Source organism: Streptomyces lushanensis, assembly GCF_001700515.1.
Classification (GTDB): domain Bacteria; phylum Actinomycetota; class Actinomycetes; order Streptomycetales; family Streptomycetaceae; genus Streptomyces; species Streptomyces lushanensis.
The window spans coordinates 1-22,224 of record NZ_MAUD01000173.1; the positions used below are offsets into that span (position 1 = coordinate 1).

Consider the following 22,224-nt stretch of genomic DNA (forward strand, 5'->3'; position numbering starts at 1 on the left):
GCCGGGCCCGGCGCTCGCGGGCAGGCCGGCGGGGATCGTGGCGGGAGGACCGGCGGCGGGAGCGAGCGCGGGTCCGGGCGCGAGGGACGGCGCGGGCGCGGTGGCCGACCAGGGCTCGCCGCTCGGCACGACCTGCGTCGGCGCGTACGCCTGTGCCGTGTCGGACGCACGTCCCTCCAGTACCGCGCGCAGCATCCGCTCGGTCTCGGCCGCTGCGGGCCGTCCCGCCGGGTCCTTGCACAGCAGCGCGGCGATCACCGGTGCCAGCGGTCCCGCCCGGCCCGGGAGGTCCGGCTCGTCCGTGACCACGGCCTGCATGGTGGAGAGCGGCGAGGAGCGGCGGAACGGTGAGGTGCCCTCGATCGCCGTGTAGAGCGTGGCGCCCAGCGACCAGAGGTCGGAGGCGGGGCCCGGATCGCCGCCGCGTACCCGTTCGGGTGCCAGATAGTCGATGGAACCGACGATCTCACCGGTCCTGGTGATCGTGGAATCGCCTTCGATCGCCGCGATACCGAAGTCCGTGAGCAGTACCCGGCCGTCGCGCGCGAGCAGCACATTGCCCGGCTTCACATCACGGTGGAGCACACCGGCGGCATGGGCGGCACAGAGCGCGCCCAGCACCTCGATCCCGATCCTGGCGGCCTCACGGAAGCCCACCGGACCCGATTCCTTCGTGGTGTCGGCGAGCGAGGGGCCGTCGACGTACTGCATGACGATCCACGGCCGGTCGTCGTGGTAGAGGACGTCGTGGACCGTGACCACACCCGGATGGGTGATACGCGCCGCGGCCCGTGCCTCCTTCTGGGTGCGCTGGTGCAGTACGGCCCGATCGGCCTCGGAGACATAGCGTCCCGCCGTCAACTCCTTGACGGCGACGATCCGGTGCAGGACCTCGTCGTGCGCGCGCCACACCTTGCCCATGCCGCCGACGCCGATGGTCTCGCCGAGCCGGTAGCGCCCGGCGAGCACCAGCCCCGTGCCCGCACCCGTACTCGCGCCCGCACCCGTCCCCGCGCCCGTGCCCGTGCTCTGTGAATGATCCACGTCCCCCGCCCTGTTCCTTGGGACCACAGGTTACGGAGGCGACCCGCGGACACGGAACCTCGGGTGGCGCACGGGAACAGCACTGTGACGCGGGGACGCCGCACCGGCACCGGCACCGGCACGCCGCCGAGGGCGGCGACCGGTCAGCCGGTCACCCGGTAGGCGCTGATGGCCTGTTCGTACATCTCGTCCACCTGGTCACGCTGGCTGTCGGGGCCGATGACCTGGATGATGTGGTACCGGCCGTCGACGATCATGGCCAGGTTCCGTACGAAGACCTCGCGCCCGCTGCTGTCCTGCCAGGTGTACTGACCCTCCGCCATGGCCTGCCGGCCCACGTCTATCCGGCGCAGCCCGGAGGCCGTGGCCCAGGAGGAGTCCCGGAAGGGCTGGAGCTCCCGCTCCTTGTCGCGCTGGTACGCCATCGGGTCGCCGCCGTTGTCCGCCACGCTGTCCCGGCCCGGGACGACGATCAGGGTGAAGTCGCCGCCGACATAGCGGACTTGCCCGCTGTCGTTGATGGGGCTCCGCTGCCAGTCCTTGTCGACTCCGATCCGGAAGCCCTCCGGGTCCTCGCGCAGGACGTATCCGTCGGCGAGATCGGCGGCCGAGCCGGTGGCCTGCGGAGCCGAGGTGGCGGGATCCGAGGGAGTGGGATCCGCCTCGCCCGAGCCCTGGCCCGCGGTGCTCGGGGCGTCCGAGGGCCGCGGCGCGGAGGACGCGCCGGGCGTCGCCTCGCCGACGCTCCGGCCCTGTCCGCTCGTACCGGCCCTGGGCATGAACATCACCGCGTACACGACGGCGCCCACGAGCAGGAGCAGTATCAGCACCAGGAGGACACGGCCCAGGGAGCGCGGGCCTCGGCCGCCGCTCCTCTCGGACCTGTCCGGGCGCCGCTCCAACCGCTCCGGCCGGTCGTACGACTCCTCCGGCTCGTACGGCCGGGGATGGGGGCGCGCCTGCGGGTGCTCCTGCGCCTCGGCCTGCTGGAACTCGGGCTCGGACGGGTGCTCGTGCTGGTGCTCGTGCTGGTACTGCCGCTGCTCTTCGAGACCGGCCCTGCCGGCCTTCTCCTTGCGCTCCTTGCCCTTCTTGTGACGGTGACGTCCCGCGTCGCCCTTGCGCCCACGGCGCCTGCGCACCAGCTCGCCGCGCCGGCGCACTATCGGCAGCCGTGTCTCGTCCGCCGGTATCGGTACGACGTCCAGCCCGGCCTCCGGTTCGGGCGCCGACCTGACGAGCGAGCGCAGCCAGCCCCGGAGCTCCTCGAAGTCCGGCCGCTCGGTCGGGTCCTGACGCAGCAGCGACTCGACGACGGGACGCAGCGGACCGCACTCCTCGGCGAAGGCGGGCGGCTCGGCGCAGACGAGCTGGACCAGCTCGACGGCGCTCTCCTCCGGGTACGGGGCATGTCCCTGCACCGCGCGGTAGAGCAGCGCGCCGAGCGCCCACAGGTCGGTGGCGGGGCCGATGGGCGGCGCGAGCTGCCAGTTCTCGTGGACGGGACCCGCCTGCTCGGGCGCCCAGCGCTCCGTGACCGCTCCGACGATCGCGATACGGGCCTGCCGGGCGCGCTCGGCGGCGAGTGGCGTGGCGGGGCCCCGGTAGGCGGGCACGGAGCCGCTCGCCACGACCTCGTCCCATCGCCCGGTGCCCGCGCCCTGTCCGGCCACGGCGGGCAGCCGTACGGTCTCCCGCTGGGCGTCGGCGCGCAGCGCGTCGCTCGCGCCGCCCGACGGCCAGCCGCCGCCACCGCCGCCGCCGCGACCGCTGCCGGGCCCGGAGTACGGCGTGTCCGCGCCACGGGCCATGACGATCTCGCCGCCCTGCCCGGTCCCGGACCCGCCCGCGCCGCTGCCGGCCGCGAAGGGGCCCGCCGAGTCCGGGCCGTACGGGCTGCCGCCCGCCGGGACGGAGCCCGAGGCGTCGTTCCAGGGCGCCGGGCCGTCGCGCCAGGTGCCGGCCAGTTCGGCGCGGTGGGGCGTCGGCGGCTCGCCGCCCTCGTCGGCGTCCGGCCGCCCGGACGTACCGGGCTGGGCCCACCAGTCCGGGTCGTTGGAGCCGCCGCGCGGCGGCTCCTGCGGGCCCGTGCCGCCTTCGGGCAGGGCCGTGCCGCCGGAGGGCTCCGGCAGCGGCGGCACCGCGGGCCCGCCCTTGCCGGAGGCGCGCTGGTCCTCGCTGGCGCGCGCGGCGGCGCGCGCTCCCGCGCGGTAGGCCGCGATGGCACCGGCGCGCGCGGCCCGGATGTCTCCCGAGGCGGTCCCGCCGGGCAGCGCGCCGCGCGCGCCGTACGGAGCGGGGATTCCCGGTGTACCGGTGTGCGGACGCGGCATCGCGCCGGACGTGCCGGACGAGGTGCCGTCGCCGTAGGGGCTCTGCGCGGCCTGGCCGGGGCCCAGCGCGGCCCGGCCCGGCGCTCCGGGCACTCCCGCGGTCGGCCCGGGATCGTAGGGCAGCTCCGGTGCCCCACGGCCCGCCGGCGCCTCCGGCCGCGCGAACCGCTCCCCCTGCCCGAGCTGTTCGGTGGCCGCGAATCCGGGATCGCCGCCGAGCCGCCCGGCGGTGCCGGAGGTCTCGTCGGCGCCCAGCTGCCGCCCGGCGTCCGGCTGTCCGCCGGAGCCCAGCGGCGCGGCGTGGCCGGGCGGCTCGGCGGGCCCGCGCTGGTCGGGCGGCTCGGGCACCGGCGCGTATCCGCACAGCGCCTCCTCCGCCGCGCCCGCCGCGAGCCCGGTCAGTACGACCCGGCCGTCGTCGCAGACGAGCACCGTACGCACGGTGATGTTCCGGTGGGTCCAGCCGTGCGCGTGCAGCACGCGTACGGCGGTGAGCACGTCGGAGGCGATCTCCGCCGCCCGGAAGGGGTTCAGCGGCTTCTCGGCGAGCAGCGCGGCCAGCGGTCTGGCGGCGACGAGTTCACTCACTATCCACAGCGAGCCACCGTCCGCGAACACGTCGAAGACCTGGTCGAGCCGTGGATGGTCGGGGATCTGGGCCGCGCTCTGCGCGGCCTCCATCGCCCGCCGCACCGCCGGGTCGGTGGCCTTGCGCGGCGCGCGTCCGGGGACCCGGCGCGGCGCGGCGGTCCCCTCCGCGTCCACGACCTCGGCCTCCACGACCTCCGGCAACGGCACCTGTCTGACGAGGACTTCCTGCCCGCTGTACGTGTCGAACGCCCGGGTCTCGACGAGTTCGTACTCGTCGGACGGCGGCAACGGCAGGCGATAGCGGTCGGCCAGCACCCGCCCCGCGTAGTCGTCCACAACGCCTCCCCGCAAACACGCTGTCTCCCGGTCCCGGAGACCCGCGAAACCGCCAATTCCGGTCGTTTACCGGCTCATTGTGGATGCGTACGGTTCGCGGGTTCTCACGATACGTGGCCGCAGGCAAACATGCCGCAGGGTCGGGACAACCCGCTGCGGAACGTTTGCGTCCGGTGCCGGAAGCCGATCACGGAGCCGGTCACCGCGACGGCCGGAACCCGCCGGTCCGGTCAGCCCTTCGGCTGAAAGGTGCCGAACGCCGTTTCGCGCAGCGTCACGCACTCCTTCCGGTCCCACTCGCTCGCGGCGCAAGTGATCATGATGGAGTAGCCGCGCTCGGCGTCGATCTTGAAGCCCCGGTCGAGCACCCTGGTGCGCCGCCCGCTCTCGTTCCGTTCGAAGGTCCAGTCGGCGACGGTCGGATAGCCCTTGTAGTCGACCTTCTTGATGCCTATGAGCGCGTACTTGCTGCTGCTGCCTCTGACCGCCGGCTCAAGACCCTGCCACGCCGCCACCGCGTCGTCGGTCGGACTGTCGTTGAAGTCGACCTGGACGCGCGGGAATCCGCCGTCGGCGCTGTAGATGCCGCCCGAGTTCTGGCCGGCTATGCCCGTTCGGTGGAATCCCCGGGGCATCGCCATCGAGAACCGGAACCGCCCGTCGGTCACCGTGGCGTATCCCGCGGGCAGGGTGCCGCTCCCGGCTTCCTTGCCGCCGGAGTCACCCGGGTCACCGGAGTCGTCGGAATCGCCGGAGTCACCCGACGTGTCCGAACCGGAACCGGAGTCGCCGGACCCCTTTCCGGCCGAGGCCGTCGCGCTCCCCCGGCCGGCGCCGTTCGCGCTCTTGTCCGGCTCGGGGCTCCGCCCCTGGTCCTTGTCGTCCTTGGCGTCGCCCTCGGCGGCGCCCGTCGAGGACGCCGTGGCGTCGGTGCCCTTCTCCGCCCCTTTGTCGTCCCCGCCGTTGAGGGCGACGATCAGGACGGTGGAGACCAGGGCCAGCGCGGCCACGACGGCGATGATGACCAGCGTGCGCCGGGGCACCACATCGGTGAGCGAGGCGCGTGGCGGCGCGGGCCGTGACGGCTGGTCCGGCTCGGGCCGCTGCCCGGTGCCCGGCGTCACCGAAGCGGCGTCGCGCACGGAGCGCAGCGCGTCGCGCACCCGGTCCCCGCCCGTGTCACCGGCGGAACCCACGGCCGTCCGCGCGGACTTGTCCTCGGCGGGCAGCGGCGGCAGCGGTACGACCCGAGTGGCGTCGGGGCCCGGCTCCGGCACGCCCGGCGGCTGTTCGGGGGCCTCGATGATGTCGTTGAGAAGCGCCCGCGCGCCCGCGTCGTCGAGCCGCTGCGCCGGATCCTTGGCCAGCAGCCCGTAGATGACCTCCTCCAACGGGCCCGCGTTCTTGGGCGGATCGAGCGGCTCGGTCATCACGGCGGTGAGCGTGGCGATCGCGGAGCCCTTGTCGTAGGGCGGGCAGCCCTCCACCGACGCGTAGAGCAGACCGCCGAGCGACCAGAGGTCGGCGGCGGGCCCCGGCTTGTGGCCACGGGCGCGCTCCGGCGAGATGTACGAGGGAGCGCCGACGAGCATGCCGGTGGAGGTGACCGACGGGTCGCCCTCGACCTGGGCGATGCCGAAGTCCGTGAGCACCACGCGCCCGTCCTCGGCGATCAGCACATTGGACGGCTTCACATCGCGGTGCAGAATGCCCTCGCGGTGCGCGGAGCGCAGCACGTCGAGAACCGCGAGCCCCACCTCGGCGGCGCGCCTGGGTGTCAGTACGCCGTCCTCGCGGACGGCTTCGGCGAGCGACTTGCCCTCGATCAGCTCCATGACGATCCAGGGCCGGTCGTCCTCGTCCACGACGTCGTAGACCGTGACCGCGCCGTTGTTGCGGATCCGGGCGATCGCCTTGGCCTCGCGCAGCGTACGGGTGATGAGCCGGCGCTTCTCGTCCTCGTCGATGCTGGAGGGGAACCGCAGTTCCTTCACCGCGACCGTACGGCCGAGCGTCTCGTCGAGGGCCCGCCACACCGTGCCCATACCGCCGCGGCCGAGCACCGCGCCGAGCCGGTATCTGCCCGCGAGCAGACGTCCTTCCGGGGTGCTGACGGCGCCGGAGCTCTTCTCCTCGTCCCGGGCGCTCTTCTCCTCGTCCCGCTGGGGCTCCTGCGCCGTGTCCCGCGACTGCTCCGACTCCGACATGCGTCCCCTCTGCGATCCCTGATCCTGGCCCGCGACTGCCGCCCGCCCGCGCGGTGCCGTAACGCGCCCTGACAGAGCCTTCATTGTCCCTCACTCCGGGACCGTCACCGCTCCCGGGGCCTGGATACATCATGGCCTTGTTCGCACTTGACACAAATGTGCTGGGTACGTGAGTGGCTGATGGGAACGGAGTGACAGAAGATACAGCGAACACGGCCGGCGCGGCCGTGCCGCCGTCAGATCGCCACGATGTCCGGCGCACCGAGCCGAGCCGCGTCCGCCGTCTGGTCGTCCGGCTGCCGCTGCGACTCCCGCTCCGCCTCCACCCGCTTCTCGTAGTACTCGACCTCCCGCTCGATCCGGTCCTTGTCCCAGCCGAGCACCGGCGCCATCAGCTCCGCGCACTCCCGCGCGCTGCGGGTGCCCCGGTCGAAGGTCTCGATCGAGATCCTGGTCCGCCGGGTCAGCACGTCCTCGAGATGGCGTGCTCCCTCGTGCGAGGCCGCGTAGACCACCTCGGCGCGCAGATAGTCGTCGGCCGCCGCCAGCGGTTCACCCAGAGCGGGATCGGCGGCGATCATCTCCAGCAGTTCCTCCACCAGCGTCCCGTACCGGTTCAGCAGGTGCTCCACCCGCGCCACATGGATGCCGGTGCGCGCTGCCATCCTCGCTCGCGCGTTCCACAGCGCGTGATAGCCCTCCGCGCCGAGCAGCGGGATGTCCTCCGTGACACACTCGGCCACCCGCTGGTCGAGGCCGTGCACCGCCTCGTCCACCGCGTCCTTGGCCATCACCCGGTACGTCGTGTACTTGCCGCCGGCGACCACCACCATGCCGGGCACCGGATGCGCGACCGTGTGCTCGCGCGACAGCTTGCTCGTCGCGTCCGACTCCCCGGCCAGCAGCGGGCGCAGGCCCGCGTACACGCCCTGGACGTCGTCCCGGGTCAGCGGGACGGACAGCACCGCGTTCACCCGCTCCAGCAGATAGTCGATGTCGGCGCTGGAGGCCGCCGGATGGGCCTTGTCGAGATCCCAGTCGGTGTCGGTGGTGCCGATGATCCAGTGACGTCCCCAGGGGATCACGAACAGGACGGATTTCTCCGTGCGCAGGATCAGCCCGGTCGAGGAGTGGATCCGGTCCTTGGGCACGACGAGATGGATGCCCTTGGAGGCCCTGACATGGAACTGTCCGCGCTCGGCGATCAGCCCCTGGGTGTCGTCCGTCCACACCCCGGTGGCGTTGACGACCTGTCTGGCCCTGATCTCGTACTCGCCGCCGGCCTCCACGTCCTGCACACGGGCGCCGACGACCCGCTCGCCCTCCCGCAGAAAGCCCACGACCCGCGCGCCGCCGGCCACCTGCGCGCCGTACGTCGCCGCCGTACGGACCAGGGTCGCCACATAGCGCGCGTCATCCATCTGGGCGTCGTAGTACTGCAGGGCGCCCACCAGCGCGTCCTTCTTCAGGCAGGGCGCCACCCGCAGCGCGCGCCGCCGCGAGAGATGGCGGTGGACGGGCAGCCCCCGGCCGTGCCCGGACGACACCGACATCGCGTCGTACAACGCGACGCCCGAGCCCGCGTAGAGCCGCTCCCAGCCCTTGTGCCGCAGCGGGTACAGGAAGGGCACCGGCTTCACGAGATGAGGTGCCAGCTTCTCCAGCAGCAGACCTCGCTCCTTGAGCGCCTCCCGCACCAGCGCGAAGTCGAGCATCTCCAGATAGCGCAGCCCGCCGTGGATCAGCTTGCTCGAACGGCTCGACGTGCCGGCCGCCCAGTCGCGCGCCTCGACAAGTCCGGTGGACAGCCCACGGGTCACGGCATCGAGGGCGGTCCCGGCCCCGACCACACCCGCGCCCACCACCAGCACGTCCAGTTCACGCTCGGCCATCGCCGCGAGCGCCCGCAAGCGCTCGGCGGGTCCCAGTCTCGCTGTCCTCACCGCTGCCTCCCGTAGTCCCCCGTCTGGTCGGGCTCACCCCATCGATTCTGTCCGCACCACACGACTTCAGCCACCGCCTGTGGATAACACCGGTCACACCCCGGGTGACAACCGGAAGCACGGGGACGAACGCGCGGAGAAACACCCTTGCCCGGCCGCGCAATACCGCATAACGGTCATATTTAAGCCTAGTCTGACATTGCGCTTCCCCATTCTGTCCACCGGGCTTGCGCTCACTGTCCACTTCGGCTACGGGAAGGACGGCCACCACCGTGCCCGCAGATCTCGCCGTCATCGGTCTCGGCCACCTCGGCCTGCCCCTCGCCCAGGCCGCCGTGGCCGCCGGCATCGACACCATCGGCTACGACACCGACCCGTGGCCCGTCGCCGAACTGGCCGCGGGACACCCTCCGGTCGAGGGCTCGCTCACCGCCTCCGAGATCCGCCGGATGCTCTCGGGCGGCTTCCGGCCGACCACCAACCCGACCGATCTCGGCCGCGTCCGTACCGCCGTCATCTGCGCGCCCACGCCGCTCGGCCCCGACCGCACCCCGGATCTGAGCGCGGTCGGCGAGGCGGCCCGCGCACTGGCCGCCCGGCTGCGCCCGCACACCACCGTCCTGCTGGAGTCGCCCGTGGCGCCCGGCACCACGGAGGGCTTCCTGCGCACCATCCTGGAGGACGGCTCGGGCCTGCGCGCCGGACGCGACTTCCATCTCGCGTACTCCCCCGGCCGGCTCGACCCGGGCAACCGCACCCACGGCCTCACCAACACCCCCAAGGTGATCGGCGGCCTCACCCCGGCCTGCACCGAGTCGGCCGCCACGTTCTACGGCCGGCTGACCGAGAAGGTCGTACGGGCGCGCGGTCCGCGCGAGGCCGAGACCGTCAAGCTCCTCGAAACCAACTTCCGGCATGTCAACATCGCGCTCGTCAACGAGATGGCCGTGCTCTGCCACGACCTCGGTGTGGACCTCTGGGACGTGATCCGCTGCGCCGAGACCAAACCGTTCGGCTTCCAGGCCTTCCGGCCGGGCCCCGGTGTGGGCGGCCACGGCGTACCCATGGACCCGAGCTGCCTGCCGCACGCGGACCGCACTCCCGGCCATCCGCTCCGCATGGTCGGTCTCGCCCAGGAGATCAACGCGCGGATGCCGCAGTACGTCATCCAGCGCTGCGCCACACTCCTCAACGAGCACGGCAAGTCCGCGCGCGGCGCGCGGATCCTGCTGCTCGGCGTCACCTACAAGCAGGACCTCGCCGACCAGGAGAGCTCACCGGCCAGGGAGATCGCCTGCCGGCTGATGGACCTGGGCGCGACGGTCAGCTACCACGATCCGTACGTCCCCGACTGGCGGGTGCGCCAGGTGCCCGTCGCGCGCGCGGACTCGCTCTACGAGGCCGCGGCCGACGCCGATCTGACGGTGCTGCTCCAGCACCACCGTACGTACGACCTCCAGGGCCTGGCGGTCAAGGCACAGCTCCTGCTGGACACCCGGGGAGCGAGCCCGGCGGGAGCGGCCCACCGGCTCTGAGCCGCGGCACACGCCTCCGAGCCGCGACAGCCGACGTCGCGTTCGTCCACGGGGACCCGGTGCACTCTCTCGACCGGGACGAGCTGGCCGGGGTGGAGCATGCGGTCAGCCAACACCTCGGCCTCCGACCCACATGATGGTGCCCGGACCGGCCCGCGGTCCGGGCACCTTCCGTACGGGGCGCGGCCCCGCGCGGCGCAGCCTCAGCGGCGGTGCTGCGAGTCCGCCACCGTCACCTCGACCCGCTGGAACTCCTTGAGTTCGCTGTAACCCGTCGTCGCCATCGCCCTCTTGAGCGCCCCGAAGAAGTTCATCGACCCGTCCGGGATGTGCGAAGGACCGGTCAGGACCTCCTCCGTCGTCCCGACGATGCCCAGGTCCACCAGCTTGCCGCGCGGCACGTCCTCATGGACCGCCTCCATGCCCCAGTGGTGTCCCTTGCCCGGCGCGTCCGACGCCCGCGCCAGCGGCGAGCCGATCATCACCGCGTCCGCGCCGCACGCGATCGCCTTCGGCAGATCGCCGGACCAGCCCACACCGCCGTCCGCGATGACATGGACGTACCGCCCGCCGGACTCGTCCATGTAGTCCCGGCGGGCCGCCGCGACATCCGCGACCGCCGTGGCCATCGGCACCTGGATGCCCAGCACATTGCGTGTGGTGTGCGCGGCGCCGCCGCCGAAGCCGACCAGCACGCCCGCCGCGCCCGTACGCATGAGATGCAGCGCCGCCGTGTACGTGGCGCAGCCGCCGACGATGACCGGCACATCCAGCTCGTAGATGAACTGCTTCAGATTCAGCGGCTCCGCGGCACCGGATACATGCTCGGCGGAGACCGTCGTCCCGCGGATGACGAAGATGTCGACGCCGGCGTCCACCACGGCCTTGGAGAACTGCGCGGTGCGCTGCGGCGAGAGCGCGGCGGCCGTGACCACGCCCGAGTCCCGCACCTCCTTGATGCGCTGCCCGATCAGCTCTTCCTTGATCGGCTCCGCGTAGATCTCCTGGAGCCTGCGGTTGGCGCTCGGCCCGTCGAGACCGGAGATCTCGTCGAGCAGCGGCGCCGGGTCCTCGTACCGGGTCCACAGGCCTTCCAGGTTGAGCACACCCAGACCGCCCATCTCACCGATCCGGATCGCGGTCGCCGGGGAGACGACCGAGTCCATCGGAGCCGCCAGGAAGGGCAGCTCGAACCGGTAGGCGTCGATCTGCCAGGCGATCGAGACCTCCTTCGGGTCCCGGGTGCGCCGGCTCGGGACGACGGCGATGTCGTCGAAGGCATACGCCCTGCGACCGCGCTTGCCGCGCCCGATCTCGATCTCAGTCACGATGTGTGGCCTTTCGCTCTGCGTCTGCGTCTCCAGTATCCAGGACACCTCGGACACACCGGTACCTCGGGCGCACCACTGAGGGGCGGTCCCGTACCACCGGGGCCGCCCCTCATGGGCACATCCGCTCGGCGCTCCGTCAACCGCTCGGCGTTCCGGCGGCCGCTTGGGCGCTCCGCCGGCCCGCCGCCGCGTCCGTACGGTGCCGCGTCAGTTCTTGGTGTAGTTCGGCGCCTCGACCGTCATCTGGATGTCGTGCGGGTGGCTCTCCTTGAGCCCCGCCGAGGTGATCCGTACGAACCGGCCGCGCTCCTGGAGCTCGGGCACCGTGCGTCCGCCGACGTAGAACATCGACTGGCGCAGTCCGCCGGTCAGCTGGTGGACGACGGCGGAGAGCGGGCCGCGGTAGGGCACCTGGCCCTCGATGCCCTCGGGCACCAGCTTCTCGTCGGAGGCCACGCCCTCCTGGAAGTAGCGGTCCTTGGAGAACGAGCGCTGTTCGCCGCGGGACTGCATCGCGCCGAGCGATCCCATGCCGCGGTACGACTTGAACTGCTTGCCGTTGATGAAGAGCAGCTCGCCCGGCGACTCCTCGCACCCGGCGAGCAGCGAGCCCAGCATCACCGAGTCGGCGCCCGCGACCAGGGCCTTGGCGATGTCGCCGCTGTACTGGAGACCGCCGTCGCCGATGACCGGGACACCCGCCTCCCTGGCGGCGAGCGAGGCCTCGTAGATCGCGGTGACCTGCGGGACGCCGATACCGGCGACCACGCGCGTCGTACAGATGGAGCCGGGGCCGACACCGACCTTGATGCCGTCGGCGCCGGAGTCGATCAGCGCCTGAGCGCCGTCGCGTGTGGCGATGTTGCCGCCGATGACATCCACCGCGGAGTTGGACTTGATCTTGGCGACCATGTCCCCGACCAGCCGGGAGTGGCCATGAGCGGTGTCCACGACGATGAAGTCGACACCCGCCTCGATCAGCGCCTGCGCGCGTTCGTACGCGTCGCCCGCCACGCCGACGGCCGCGCCGACGAGCAGGCGGCCCTCCTTGTCCTTGGCCGCGTTCGGGTACTTCTCGGCCTTGACGAAGTCCTTGACGGTGATCAGGCCCTTGAGGACCCCGGCGTCGTCGACCAGCGGGAGCTTCTCGATCTTGTGGCGGCGCAGCAGCTCCATGGCGTCCACACCGGAGATGCCGACCTTGCCGGTGACGAGCGGCATCGGCGTCATCACCTCGCGCACCTGGCGCGTACGGTCCGCCTCGAAGGCCATGTCGCGGTTGGTCACGATGCCCAGCAGCTTGCCGCCGCGGTCGGTGACCGGAACGCCGCTGATGCGGAACTTGGCGCAGAGCTGGTCGGCTTCGAAGAGCGTCGCGTCCGGGTGGACCGTGATCGGGTCGGTGACCATGCCGGACTCGGAGCGCTTCACCAGATCGACCTGGTTGGCCTGGTCGGCGATGGAGAGATTGCGGTGCAGCACCCCGGCGCCGCCCTGCCGCGCCATGGCGATCGCCATCCGGGCCTCGGTGACCTTGTCCATCGCCGCGGAGAGCAGCGGGATGTTCACCCGCACGTTCTTGGAGATGTACGAGGAGGTGTCGATGGCGTCGGGCATCATGTCGGACGCGCCCGGCAGCAGCAGCACGTCGTCGTATGTCAGCCCGAGCGTCGCGAATTTCTCGGGCACTCCGTCGACGTTTGCAGTCATGACACCTTCCCCAAATGGCCTTGATCGGTGCGGATGTCCATGCTAACGGGCTCCACACGCCTCACATTCCACACCCGCGTACCCGATCTTCCGCACCCGGGTGCCGATCGCGTCACACACCGCGGCCCGTTCCACGGTCCGGACCGCGGCCGGTGTCACCGCTCCGCGGCCGGTGTCACTGCTCCGCCAGCGCCCGCAGTCTGCTCAGCGCGCGGTGCTGGGCGACCCGGACCGCGCCCGGGGACATCCCCAGCATCTGTCCGGTCTCCTCGGCCGTCAGCCCGACCGCGACCCGCAGCACCAGCAGTTCGCGCTGGTTCTCCGGCAGATTGGCCAGCAGTTTCTTGGCCCACTCGGCGTCGCTGCTGAGCAGCGCGCGCTCCTCCGGGCCGAGCGAGTCGTCGGGCCGCTCCGGCATCTCGTCGGACGGTACGGCCGTCGATCCCGGGTGGCGCATGGCGGCCCGCTGGAGATCGGCGACCTTGTGCCCGGCGATGGCGAAGACGAACGCCTCGAAGGGCCTGCCGGTGTCGCGGTACCGCGGCAGCGCCATCAGGACCGCGACGCAGACCTCCTGCGCGAGGTCCTCCACGAAGTGCCGCGCGTCGCCGGGCAGCCTGCTCAGCCGCGTACGGCAGTAGCGCAGCGCGAGCGGGTGCACACGGGCCAGGAGATCGTGCGTGGCCTGTGCGTCGCCGTCGACGGCACGGTGAACGAGCGCACCGATCACCGTGGTCTCGTCATCGCGCATCGGACCATGGTGCCTTGGCGGCTGTTGATCGGTGGCACCGCGTCCGTAGTTGTGCACCGAAGCGTTATGAGCGGGTGCGGCAGAACTCATCCCCTGCGCCCTCCCCTCGCGCTCGTCCGACTCGTCCCCGAGGAACTCCACACCCTCAAGGATGCGGCATCGCGCGGGAAACGGATGCGCACGGGCGTACGTTGCCCCGCCCCGCCCGGGTCCTGTCCGGCTGGACAGGACCCGGCGGCGGACGGGTGGTGCGGACCGGCGGCCGGCCGCGACGGGCCTGCCGCCCCGGCGGCCGGGCCCGGCACGGCGGACCGGGCCTCTGCCTCAGCGGACCAGGCCCCAGCGGAAGCCGAGCGCCACCGCGTGCGCGCGGTCCGAGGCCCCGAGCTTCTTGAAGAGCCGCCTGGCGTGCGTCTTGACCGTGTCCTCGGAGAGGAACAGCTCACGGCCGATCTCCGCGTTCGACCGGCCGTGGCTCATGCCTTCGAGCACCTGGATCTCACGCGCGGTGAGCGTGGGCGCGGCGCCCATCTCCGCCGAGCGCAGCCGGCGTGGCGCGAGCCGCCAGGTCGGGTCGGCGAGCGCCTGGGTGACGGTCGCCCGCAGCTCGGCGCGCGAGGCGTCCTTGTGCAGATAACCGCGGGCACCCGCGGCGACCGCGAGCGCGACCCCGTCCAGGTCCTCCGCGACCGTGAGCATGATGATCCGGGCTCCGGGATCGGCCGAGAGCAGTCTGCGGACGGTCTCGACACCGCCTAGGCCCGGCATGCGTACATCCATCAGAATCAGGTCGGACCGATCGGCGCCCCAGCGGCGGAGGACTTCCTCGCCGTTGGCCGCGGTCGTCACGCGCTCGACGCCGGGCACGGTCGCGACCGCGCGGCGGAGCGCCTCTCGGGCAAGCGGGGAGTCGTCGCAGACGAGGACGGATGTCATGACCGTCCTCCGCAGCTAATGCGCGTCACCTTGAGCCTCCAGGCTGGGTACATATCGTCACCAGTGCGATTGACGCCCTCGGACATGTGCCCGAGCGCTCGTTCTGTCAACCGCCTCGCACACTCAACGACGGTCACTCGAAAGAGTTACGGGTCTTGCGGCGGACTTCGGCACTCCCCGTGAGGGGCCGGACACAGAGGAGCGCGCCGCAGGTCGTGGGGGTCTCACTCAGAGCTATGCCCTATTTGGCGGCTTTTCTTCACTTTTACTGGTGTCTGTGGCTAGATTCGCAATGAGTCATATTTACATCTACTTGGATAGTAGATGTACGGTCGTGAGCACCGGTGCGAGTTGCGCGTCGGGCTCGTACCCGGCGTCCAAGCGGCCCGTATCCACTTAGCACGGTTTCAAGGGGACATGAGCAATGGCAGATTTCTCCCGCCTTCCCGGACCGAACGCAGATCTGTGGGACTGGCAGCTCCTGGCGGCTTGTCGTGGTGTCGACAGTTCACTCTTCTTCCATCCGGAGGGTGAGAGAGGTGCGGCACGGAGCGCGCGTGAGAACTCGGCGAAAGAGGTGTGCATGCGCTGCCCGGTACGCGCGGAGTGCGCGGCGCACGCGCTTGCAGTACGGGAGCCGTACGGGGTGTGGGGCGGGCTGACCGAGGACGAGCGCGAGGAGCTCATGGGGCGGGCGCGCACCCGGCTGATCACCGCGTCGGCCTCGGCCCCGGGCACGAATGGCGCCGACGGCCATGACAGCCACGACAGCCACTCCGACGACTGACCGGAAAGCACCTCCAGCACAACGAAGAAACGTTTCTGCAACTCCCCTTCCGCCCGCCAGGGATCAGCGCGCGGCGGCCAGCACCAGCTGATCCAATGTCGCCGCCACCGCCGGCACCTGCGCCAGATCCGGCAGCGTCAGGGCGACGATCTCCCGGTGGACCGACGGCTCGACCGTGAGCGTACGGACACCCCTGGGGCGTACGGCCTCCAGCGCCAGCTCCGGCAGCATCGCCACCCCCAGCCCCGCCGCGACCAGGCCGATCACGGCCGGATAGTCGTCCGTCGCGAAATCGATCCGGGGCGTGAATCCCGACTCCTCGCAGGCGTCGACGAGTTGCTTGCGACAGCGCGGACAGCCCGCGATCCACGGCTCGTCCGCCAGCTCACCGATGGCCACCGTGCCCGAGCCCGCATCCGCGCCCGCCAGCCGGTGCCCCTCCGGGACCACACCGACCAGCCGGTCCACCAGCAGCGGGCGCACGACCAGGTCGTCCCACTCCGCGGCGGAGCCGCCGTACCGGAACGCCAGCGCCACATCGCAGTCGCCCTCGCGCAGCATCACCGCCGAGGCGGGCGGCTCGGCCTCGACGAGCGAGACCCGGGTGCCCGGATGGGCCGCGCGCAGGGCGGCGAGCGCGGTGGGCACCAGGGTGGAGCTGCCGCTCGGGAACGAGACGAGCCGGACGCGGCCCGTCCGCAGCCCCGCGATGGCCGCCATCTCCTCCTCCGCGGCGGCCAGTCCGGCCAGGATGCCCGTCGCGTGCCGTACGAGCACCTCGCCCGCCTCCGTCAGACGCGTCTCCCGCCCGGTCCTGACGATCAGCGGAGTGCCGGCGGACGCTTCGAGCGCCTTCATCTGCTGGCTGACCGCGGGCTGTGTGCAGCCCAGCGCACGGGCCGCCGCCGAGAAGGAGCCGGTGGCGGCCACGGTGCGCAGCACTCGGAGATGACGGGCCTCGATCATTCCCTCACCATAAGAGAGCCTTGGGGGAATCACCAGATGACGGGTGGATTGTTTGAGGGCAAGCCCGATGAGGCCGGATAGCGTGGCGGTATGAAGCTTCTGACCGTGAATGTGGGGCGGCCGAAGGCCGTGGAGTACGCCGACATGGGCGCGACAGGGATCGACAAGCGGCCCGCCGACGGTCCCGTACGGGTGGCGGATCCGGGGCCGGCGGGCGAGGGCGGGAGCGGTCTCGCCGGGGACACCGTCTGCGATCTGCGCCACCACGGCGGCAGCGACCAGGCGGTGTACGCGTTCGCGCGGGAGGATCTGGACTTCTGGGAAAGGGAGTTGGGCCGGCCGCTGCCCAACGGCACGTTCGGCGAGAATCTCACCACCCGCGGACTCGACGTCAATGGCGCGAGGATCGGTGAGCGCTGGCGGATCGGCTCCGATGTGGTGCTGGAGACCACGAGCGGCCGGATTCCGTGCCGTACGTTCCAGGCCTGGCTCGGCGAGACGGGCTGGATGAAGCGCTTCACGGGACAAGCCGTGACGGGCGCGTATCTGCGGGTGATCACACCGGGCGAGATCCGCGCCGGCGACACCGTCGAGATCATCCACCGGCCCGCCCATGAGGTGACGGTCGCCATGGCGTTCCGTGCCGCCACCACCGAGCGCGCGCTGCTGCCGCGCGTCCTCGCCGCCGGAGAGGCGCTCCATGCCCGGGAGCTGAGGAAGGCGCGCGAGTACGTCGCGAGGCACAAAGACGGCGGAACGGCCTCGGGATCAGGGTTGCCCAAGGGACGGTAATATCGGTGAAACGGCCCTGACCTGGGGCTTGTTGGGCGGAATACTTCATGCGTAGGGGATGCCCCTGAGAGCGCCTGACGGGGTCTCGGGGGCGCCTCGGGGGCGCCCCCGATGAAGTGGAGTGGCGCCCGCCGGGACGCTCTGAGCATGTCTGGCTTCAAGCGCGTCCTCATCATTCTGCTGTCGATCGGGATCGTTCTGGCCCTTGCGGTCGGCGGCGGTCTCCTCTGGGTGTACTCCGGCGCCAAGGTCACCACGGCCGGCCGCGGCGGCTTCCGCAACGAACTGGCCGTACCACCGCTCGCCGAGTCGTCGGTCGATCCCGACGGCACCCGGGTCTTCGACCTGAGGATGCAGTCCGGCGAGACCGAGTTCACGGCCGGGACGAAGACACCCACCTGGGGTTTCAACGGCAGTTATCTGGGGCCCACACTGCGCGCCGAGCGCGGCGAGAAGGTCCGGGTGCGGGTACGGAACACACTGGACGAGGCCTCGACCGTGCACTGGCACGGGATGCGCCTGCCCGCGAAGATGGACGGCGGCCCGCACCAGATGGTCGCTCCCGGTGCGGCCTGGTCGCCGCACTGGAAGATCGACCAGCCGGCCGCGACGCTCTGGTACCACCCGCATCCGCACGGTGAGACCGAGGACCATGTGCAGCGCGGGCTGGCCGGGATGTTCATCCTCGACGACGCGAAGTCCCTCGGGCTCGGGCTGCCGGACACCTACGGCGTCAACGATCTGCCGCTGATCGTCCAGGACGTGAAGTTCGACGGAGCCCGGTTCGACCACGGACACGGGGTGCTGCAGACGGTCGGCTTCCTCGGTGACCGCACGATGGTGAACGGCACGCTCGACCCCTACCGCGTGGTCGGCGACGAGCTCGTACGGCTGCGGCTCCTCAACGCCTCGACCGCCCGCACCTACGACTTCGGTTTCGACGACAGCCGCGCGTTCTCGCTCATCGCCACCGACGGCGGACTGCTGGAGAAGGCGGCGTCCATGGACCGGATCCAGCTCTCGCCGGGCGAGCGCGCCGAGATCGTGGTAAGGGTGCGGCCCGGGGAGCGGACCGTACTGCGCAACTATCCGCTCTCCATCGGCCAGGACTTCTACAACCAGCGCTTCAACGGAGGCGACGACACCTTCGACATCCTGGAACTGCGCGCGAGCAAGCACCTGCGTCACTCGCCCGCGCTGCCCGCCGCGTTCGGAAAGCTGGACCTGCCGAGCGGTTCGCATCCCGCGCGCGGACGGTTCTTCAACCTCCAGGTGTCCGGGATCAACGGCAGGCCGATGAGCATGGGCCGGATCGACGACACGATCACGCGCGGGACCACGGAGGTCTGGACCGTACGGAACACCAACGGGATGCCGCACAACTTCCATGTCCACGGTGTGCAGTTCAGGGTGCTGTCGGTGAACGGCCGCGAGCCGCAACCGGCGCTGCGCGGCGCCAAGGACACCGTCTTCCTTCCGGACCGTACGACGGTGAAGCTGGCGATACGTTTCGACGGACCGTCCGATCCGAATGCCCCGTACATGTACCACTGCCATCTGCTCTACCACGAGGACCAGGGAATGATGGGCCAGTTCGTGGTGGTCGACAAGGGGCGGCGGGCGGGCCGTCCATCTGCCGTTCACGCACACCAGGGGCACTGACTCAGGCACTAACGTGCCGCGTATGACGACTGCTTTGATTACGGGCGCGACGGCCGGGATCGGTGCCGCCTTCGCGCGCCGGCTGGCGGCGGACGGGCACAATCTCGTACTGGTGGCGCGCGACACCACGCGCTTGCGGGAACAGGCCACCGAGCTGCACGACCGGCATGGCATCGAGGCCGAGGTGCTGACGGCCGACCTCTCCACCGACAGCGGGATCGCGTCGGTGGAGAGGCGGCTCTCGGACCGCAGACAGCCGGTCGATCTCCTGGTCAACAACGCGGGCTTCGGCAACAAGGGGCGTTTTCTCGATGTCGCCATGGCCGACGAGCTGACGATGCTCAAGGTGCACTGCGAGGCGGTGCTGCGGCTGACGTCGGCGGGCGTCGCGGGAATGAGGGAGCGCGGCCGGGGCGGAGTCGTCAACGTGGCGTCGGTGGCGGCGTTCGTACCGCGCGGTACGTACGGCGCCTCGAAGGCCTGGGTCGTGCAGTTCACCCAGGGCGTGGCCCGGGATCTGGCGGGTCAGGGCGTGCGGCTGATGGCGCTGTGCCCCGGATTCGTACGGACCGAGTTCCATGAACGGGCCGGCATGGGCACGGAGAACATCCCGGGCTGGATGTGGCTCGACGCGGACAAACTGGTGGCGGCGGCCCTGGTGGATCTGTCCCGAGGAAAGACGGTGTCCGTACCGGATCCCCGGTACAAGGCGCTGATGGGCGCGGTGAAGCTGGCACCGCGCGGCCTGCTCGGCGGAATCACCTCGAAGACGGGCCGCAAGTACGGGCCTCGGTAGGCCCTGGTGACGCGTCGGGCCCGGTACTCCCGCAGGAGTACCGGGCCCGGTGCCTCGACGTGACCCTCACCCGAGGAACCACGGCGACGGGCGATCACCTCCGCGCGAGCGGCGGCGGTTCACCCGCGAAAGGCGGTCAGTGGCTGTGGCCGTGGCCGCCGTGGCCCGCGTCGGCCTCTTCCTCGGCCGGCTTCTCGACGACCAGGGTCTCGGTCGTGAGCAGCAGCGACGCGATGGACGCGGCGTTCTCCAGCGCGGAGCGGGTGACCTTCACCGGGTCGATGACGCCGGCCTTCACCAGGTCGACGTACTCGCCGGTGGCCGCGTTGAAGCCGTGGCCCTTGTCCTGCTCCGCCACCTTCGCGGTGATGACGTAGCCCTCGAGACCGGCGTTCTCGGCGATCCAGCGCAGCGGCTCGACAACGGCGCGGCGGACGACCGCGACACCGGTGGCCTCGTCGCCCTCCTTGCCGAGGTTGCCCTCCAGCACCTTGGCGGCGTGCACCAGGGCGGAGCCACCACCGGAGACGATGCCCTCCTCGACCGCGGCGCGGGTCGCGGAGATGGCGTCCTCCAGACGGTGCTTCTTCTCCTTCAGCTCCACCTCGGTGGCGGCGCCGACCTTGATCACGCACACGCCGCCGGCCAGCTTCGCGAGGCGCTCCTGGAGCTTCTCGCGGTCCCAGTCGGAATCCGTGCCCTCGATCTCGGCCTTGATCTGGTTGACCCGGCCCAGGACGTCCGCGGAGTTGCCGCCGCCGTCGACGATGGTCGTGTCGTCCTTGGAGATGGTGACGCGACGGGCGGCGCCCAGCACGTCCAGACCGGCCTGGTCGAGCTTGAGGCCGACCTCCTCGGCGATGACGGTCGCGCCCGTGAGGGTGGCGATGTCGCCGAGCATGGCCTTGCGGCGGTCACCGAAGCCGGGGGCCTTCACCGCGACCGCGTTGAAGGTGCCGCGGATCTTGTTGACGACCAGGGTGGAGAGCGCCTCGCCCTCGACGTCCTCGGCGATGATCAGCAGCGGCTTGGAGCCACCCGCCTGGATGACCTTCTCCAGCAGCGGCAGCAGGTCCTGGATCGAGGAGATCTTCCCCTGGTGGACCAGGATGTACGGGTCGTCGAGGACGGCCTCCATACGCTCCTGGTCGGTGACCATGTACGGGGAGAGGTAGCCCTTGTCGAAGGCCATGCCCTCGGTGAAGTCCAGCTCCAGACCGAAGGTGTTGGACTCCTCGACGGTGATGACACCGTCCTTGCCGACCTTGTCCATCGCCTCGGCGATGAGCTCGCCGACCTGCTGGTCCTGCGCGGAGAGCGCGGCCACGGCGGCGATGTCGGACTTGTCGTCGATCGGACGGGCGGTCGCGAGCAGCTCGTCGGAGACGGCCTTGACCGCGGCGTCGATGCCCTTCTTCAGGGCGGCCGGGGAAGCGCCGGCGGCGACATTGCGCAGGCCCTCGCGGACCAGCGCCTGGGCCAGCACCGTGGCGGTGGTGGTGCCGTCACCCGCGATGTCGTTGGTCTTGGTCGCCACCTCCTTCACGAGCTGCGCGCCCAGGTTCTCGTACGGGTCGTCGATCTCCACCTCACGGGCGATCGTGACACCGTCGTTGGTGATGGTGGGGGCGCCGAACTTCTTGTCGATGACGACGTTGCGGCCCTTGGGGCCGATCGTCACCTTCACCGTGTCGGCAAGCTTGTTGACGCCGCGCTCGAGGGCGCGACGGGCGTCCTCGTCGAACTTCAGGATCTTCGCCATGGGAGCTTTCTCTGTCCTCTCGCACGAACCGCGCCCCTGTCCGCCCGGCAATCGAAGGGCGGCCAGGGGCGCGGTTCACAAGCAAACTCGAACGTGGGTGATTACTTCTCGATGATCGCGAGCACGTCGCGAGCCGAGAGGACGAGGTACTCCTCGCCGCTGTACTTCACCTCGGTGCCGCCGTACTTGCTGTACAGAACGACATCGCCGACGGAAACGTCGAGCGGGAGCCGCTCGCCGTTCTCGAAACGGCCCGGACCGACAGCCAGGACGACGCCCTCCTGGGGCTTCTCCTTGGCGGTGTCCGGGATAACCAGGCCAGAGGCCGTGGTCTGCTCGGCGTCGAGCGGCTGGACCACAATGCGGTCCTCGAGCGGCTTGATGGCAACCTTGGTGCTGGCGGTCGTCACGATCCGACCTCCCCCTTCGGAGATCTCACGGGGTTAACTGTCTGAGGGTGGCGACCAGGTCGATCCGTCGTCGCGGGTGCCGGACCTGCCAGTCGCGCTTTGGCACTCTCCATTGGGGAGTGCCAGACCTGAGACTATGACCGCGATTAGCACTCGGTCAAGCGGAGTGCCAATACGGCTGGGCGTGGCGATTCTGTCTCGATCAGGAAACGCGCATGCGGGGCCTGGATTTCGCACGGTCGTACGAGCGACGCACACGCCTGCGCGGCGGTGCGACGACCCGCACCCGGACGCGCACCACCGGGCGCGCGCACCGGACGCACACGCCGCGC

16 protein-coding genes are annotated in these 22,224 nt (G+C 71.0%); 5 read left to right on the forward strand and 11 right to left on the reverse strand.

The window, feature by feature from the left end; genetic code table 11:
* The 4 genes from BFF77_RS15960 to BFF77_RS15975 form a co-directional block, all read right to left on the reverse strand.
* A partial coding sequence (locus BFF77_RS15960; RefSeq protein WP_141698451.1) for a serine/threonine-protein kinase occupies positions 1–969 on the reverse strand: 969 nt, incomplete at its 3' end.
* Positions 970–1,187: 218 nt separating this feature from the next.
* Complete coding sequence (locus BFF77_RS15965) at positions 1,188–4,304, reverse strand: protein kinase (protein WP_066949630.1); 3,117 nt, start codon at positions 4,302–4,304, stop codon at positions 1,188–1,190.
* 230 nt (positions 4,305–4,534) lie between these two features.
* Complete coding sequence (locus BFF77_RS15970; RefSeq protein ID WP_079125206.1) at positions 4,535–6,511, reverse strand: serine/threonine-protein kinase; 1,977 nt, start codon at positions 6,509–6,511, stop codon at positions 4,535–4,537.
* Between the two features lie 236 nt (positions 6,512–6,747).
* Positions 6,748–8,454: a glycerol-3-phosphate dehydrogenase/oxidase gene (locus BFF77_RS15975; RefSeq protein ID WP_066949633.1), complete on the reverse strand. Its 1,707-nt coding sequence runs from the start codon at positions 8,452–8,454 to the stop codon at positions 6,748–6,750.
* A 272-nt stretch (positions 8,455–8,726) separates the two neighbouring features.
* On the opposite strand from BFF77_RS15975, the gene BFF77_RS15980 reads away from it, so the two are divergent.
* The gene (locus BFF77_RS15980) at positions 8,727–9,989 is read left to right on the forward strand and encodes a nucleotide sugar dehydrogenase (protein ID WP_066949636.1); all 1,263 of its coding nucleotides are present in this window, start codon (positions 8,727–8,729) and stop codon (positions 9,987–9,989) included.
* A 203-nt stretch (positions 9,990–10,192) separates the two neighbouring features.
* Here BFF77_RS15980 and BFF77_RS15985 read toward each other — a convergent pair whose 3' ends face one another.
* The 4 genes from BFF77_RS15985 to BFF77_RS16000 all read right to left on the reverse strand — a co-directional run bounded on the left by BFF77_RS15985 (position 10,193) and on the right by BFF77_RS16000 (position 14,717).
* Complete coding sequence (locus BFF77_RS15985) at positions 10,193–11,317, reverse strand: GuaB3 family IMP dehydrogenase-related protein (protein WP_066949663.1); 1,125 nt, start codon at positions 11,315–11,317, stop codon at positions 10,193–10,195.
* 210 nt (positions 11,318–11,527) lie between these two features.
* Entirely contained in the window at positions 11,528–13,030 is a 1,503-nt protein-coding gene (guaB, locus tag BFF77_RS15990) for an IMP dehydrogenase (RefSeq protein ID WP_066949639.1), read from the reverse strand.
* Between the two features lie 175 nt (positions 13,031–13,205).
* Entirely contained in the window at positions 13,206–13,781 is a 576-nt protein-coding gene (locus BFF77_RS15995; RefSeq protein ID WP_066949642.1) for a sigma-70 family RNA polymerase sigma factor, read from the reverse strand.
* A gap of 324 nt (positions 13,782–14,105) precedes the next feature.
* Positions 14,106–14,717 (reverse strand): response regulator transcription factor, encoded by a 612-nt coding sequence (locus tag BFF77_RS16000; protein ID WP_003948568.1) that lies wholly within the window; start codon positions 14,715–14,717, stop codon positions 14,106–14,108.
* A gap of 424 nt (positions 14,718–15,141) precedes the next feature.
* On the opposite strand from BFF77_RS16000, the gene BFF77_RS16005 reads away from it, so the two are divergent.
* The gene (locus BFF77_RS16005; RefSeq protein ID WP_066949646.1) at positions 15,142–15,504 is read left to right on the forward strand and encodes a WhiB family transcriptional regulator; all 363 of its coding nucleotides are present in this window, start codon (positions 15,142–15,144) and stop codon (positions 15,502–15,504) included.
* A gap of 63 nt (positions 15,505–15,567) precedes the next feature.
* Here BFF77_RS16005 and BFF77_RS16010 read toward each other — a convergent pair whose 3' ends face one another.
* Positions 15,568–16,470: a LysR family transcriptional regulator gene (locus tag BFF77_RS16010; RefSeq protein ID WP_066949649.1), complete on the reverse strand. Its 903-nt coding sequence runs from the start codon at positions 16,468–16,470 to the stop codon at positions 15,568–15,570.
* Between the two features lie 90 nt (positions 16,471–16,560).
* Here BFF77_RS16010 and BFF77_RS16015 point away from each other — a divergent pair, with 90 nt between their 5' ends.
* The 3 genes from BFF77_RS16015 (at position 16,561) to BFF77_RS16025 (ending at position 19,720) form a co-directional block, all read left to right on the forward strand.
* Positions 16,561–17,262, forward strand: a complete 702-nt coding sequence (locus BFF77_RS16015; RefSeq protein WP_066949652.1) for an MOSC domain-containing protein — start codon at positions 16,561–16,563, stop codon at positions 17,260–17,262.
* Positions 17,263–17,409: 147 nt separating this feature from the next.
* Positions 17,410–18,924, forward strand: a complete 1,515-nt coding sequence (locus BFF77_RS16020) for a multicopper oxidase family protein (RefSeq protein WP_079125207.1) — start codon at positions 17,410–17,412, stop codon at positions 18,922–18,924.
* Between the two features lie 22 nt (positions 18,925–18,946).
* Positions 18,947–19,720, forward strand: a complete 774-nt coding sequence (locus tag BFF77_RS16025; RefSeq protein WP_066949655.1) for an SDR family NAD(P)-dependent oxidoreductase — start codon at positions 18,947–18,949, stop codon at positions 19,718–19,720.
* 136 nt (positions 19,721–19,856) lie between these two features.
* Here BFF77_RS16025 and groL read toward each other — a convergent pair whose 3' ends face one another.
* The gene (groL, locus tag BFF77_RS16030) at positions 19,857–21,482 is read right to left on the reverse strand and encodes a chaperonin GroEL (protein WP_066949657.1); all 1,626 of its coding nucleotides are present in this window, start codon (positions 21,480–21,482) and stop codon (positions 19,857–19,859) included.
* A 101-nt stretch (positions 21,483–21,583) separates the two neighbouring features.
* Positions 21,584–21,892 (reverse strand): co-chaperone GroES, encoded by a 309-nt coding sequence (gene groES / locus BFF77_RS16035; RefSeq protein ID WP_023539274.1) that lies wholly within the window; start codon positions 21,890–21,892, stop codon positions 21,584–21,586.
* Positions 21,893–22,224 lie beyond the last annotated feature (332 nt).

Excerpts from the sequence above, each read along its gene's own strand:
- BFF77_RS16005 (WP_066949646.1), top strand. The coding sequence starts at position 15,142 with ATGGCAGATTTCTCCCGCCTTCCCGGACCGAACGCAGATCTGTGGGAC.
- groL (WP_066949657.1), bottom strand. The coding sequence starts at position 21,482 with ATGGCGAAGATCCTGAAGTTCGACGAGGACGCCCGTCGCGCCCTCGAG.
- BFF77_RS16000 (WP_003948568.1), bottom strand. The coding sequence starts at position 14,717 with ATGACATCCGTCCTCGTCTGCGACGACTCCCCGCTTGCCCGAGAGGCG.
- BFF77_RS15995 (WP_066949642.1), bottom strand. The coding sequence starts at position 13,781 with ATGCGCGATGACGAGACCACGGTGATCGGTGCGCTCGTTCACCGTGCC.
- BFF77_RS16010 (WP_066949649.1), bottom strand. The coding sequence starts at position 16,470 with ATGATCGAGGCCCGTCATCTCCGAGTGCTGCGCACCGTGGCCGCCACC.
- BFF77_RS16020 (WP_079125207.1), top strand. The coding sequence starts at position 17,410 with ATGTCTGGCTTCAAGCGCGTCCTCATCATTCTGCTGTCGATCGGGATC.
- BFF77_RS16025 (WP_066949655.1), top strand. The coding sequence starts at position 18,947 with ATGACGACTGCTTTGATTACGGGCGCGACGGCCGGGATCGGTGCCGCC.
- BFF77_RS15970 (WP_079125206.1), bottom strand. The coding sequence starts at position 6,511 with ATGTCGGAGTCGGAGCAGTCGCGGGACACGGCGCAGGAGCCCCAGCGG.
- guaB (WP_066949639.1), bottom strand. The coding sequence starts at position 13,030 with ATGACTGCAAACGTCGACGGAGTGCCCGAGAAATTCGCGACGCTCGGG.
- BFF77_RS16015 (WP_066949652.1), top strand. The coding sequence starts at position 16,561 with ATGAAGCTTCTGACCGTGAATGTGGGGCGGCCGAAGGCCGTGGAGTAC.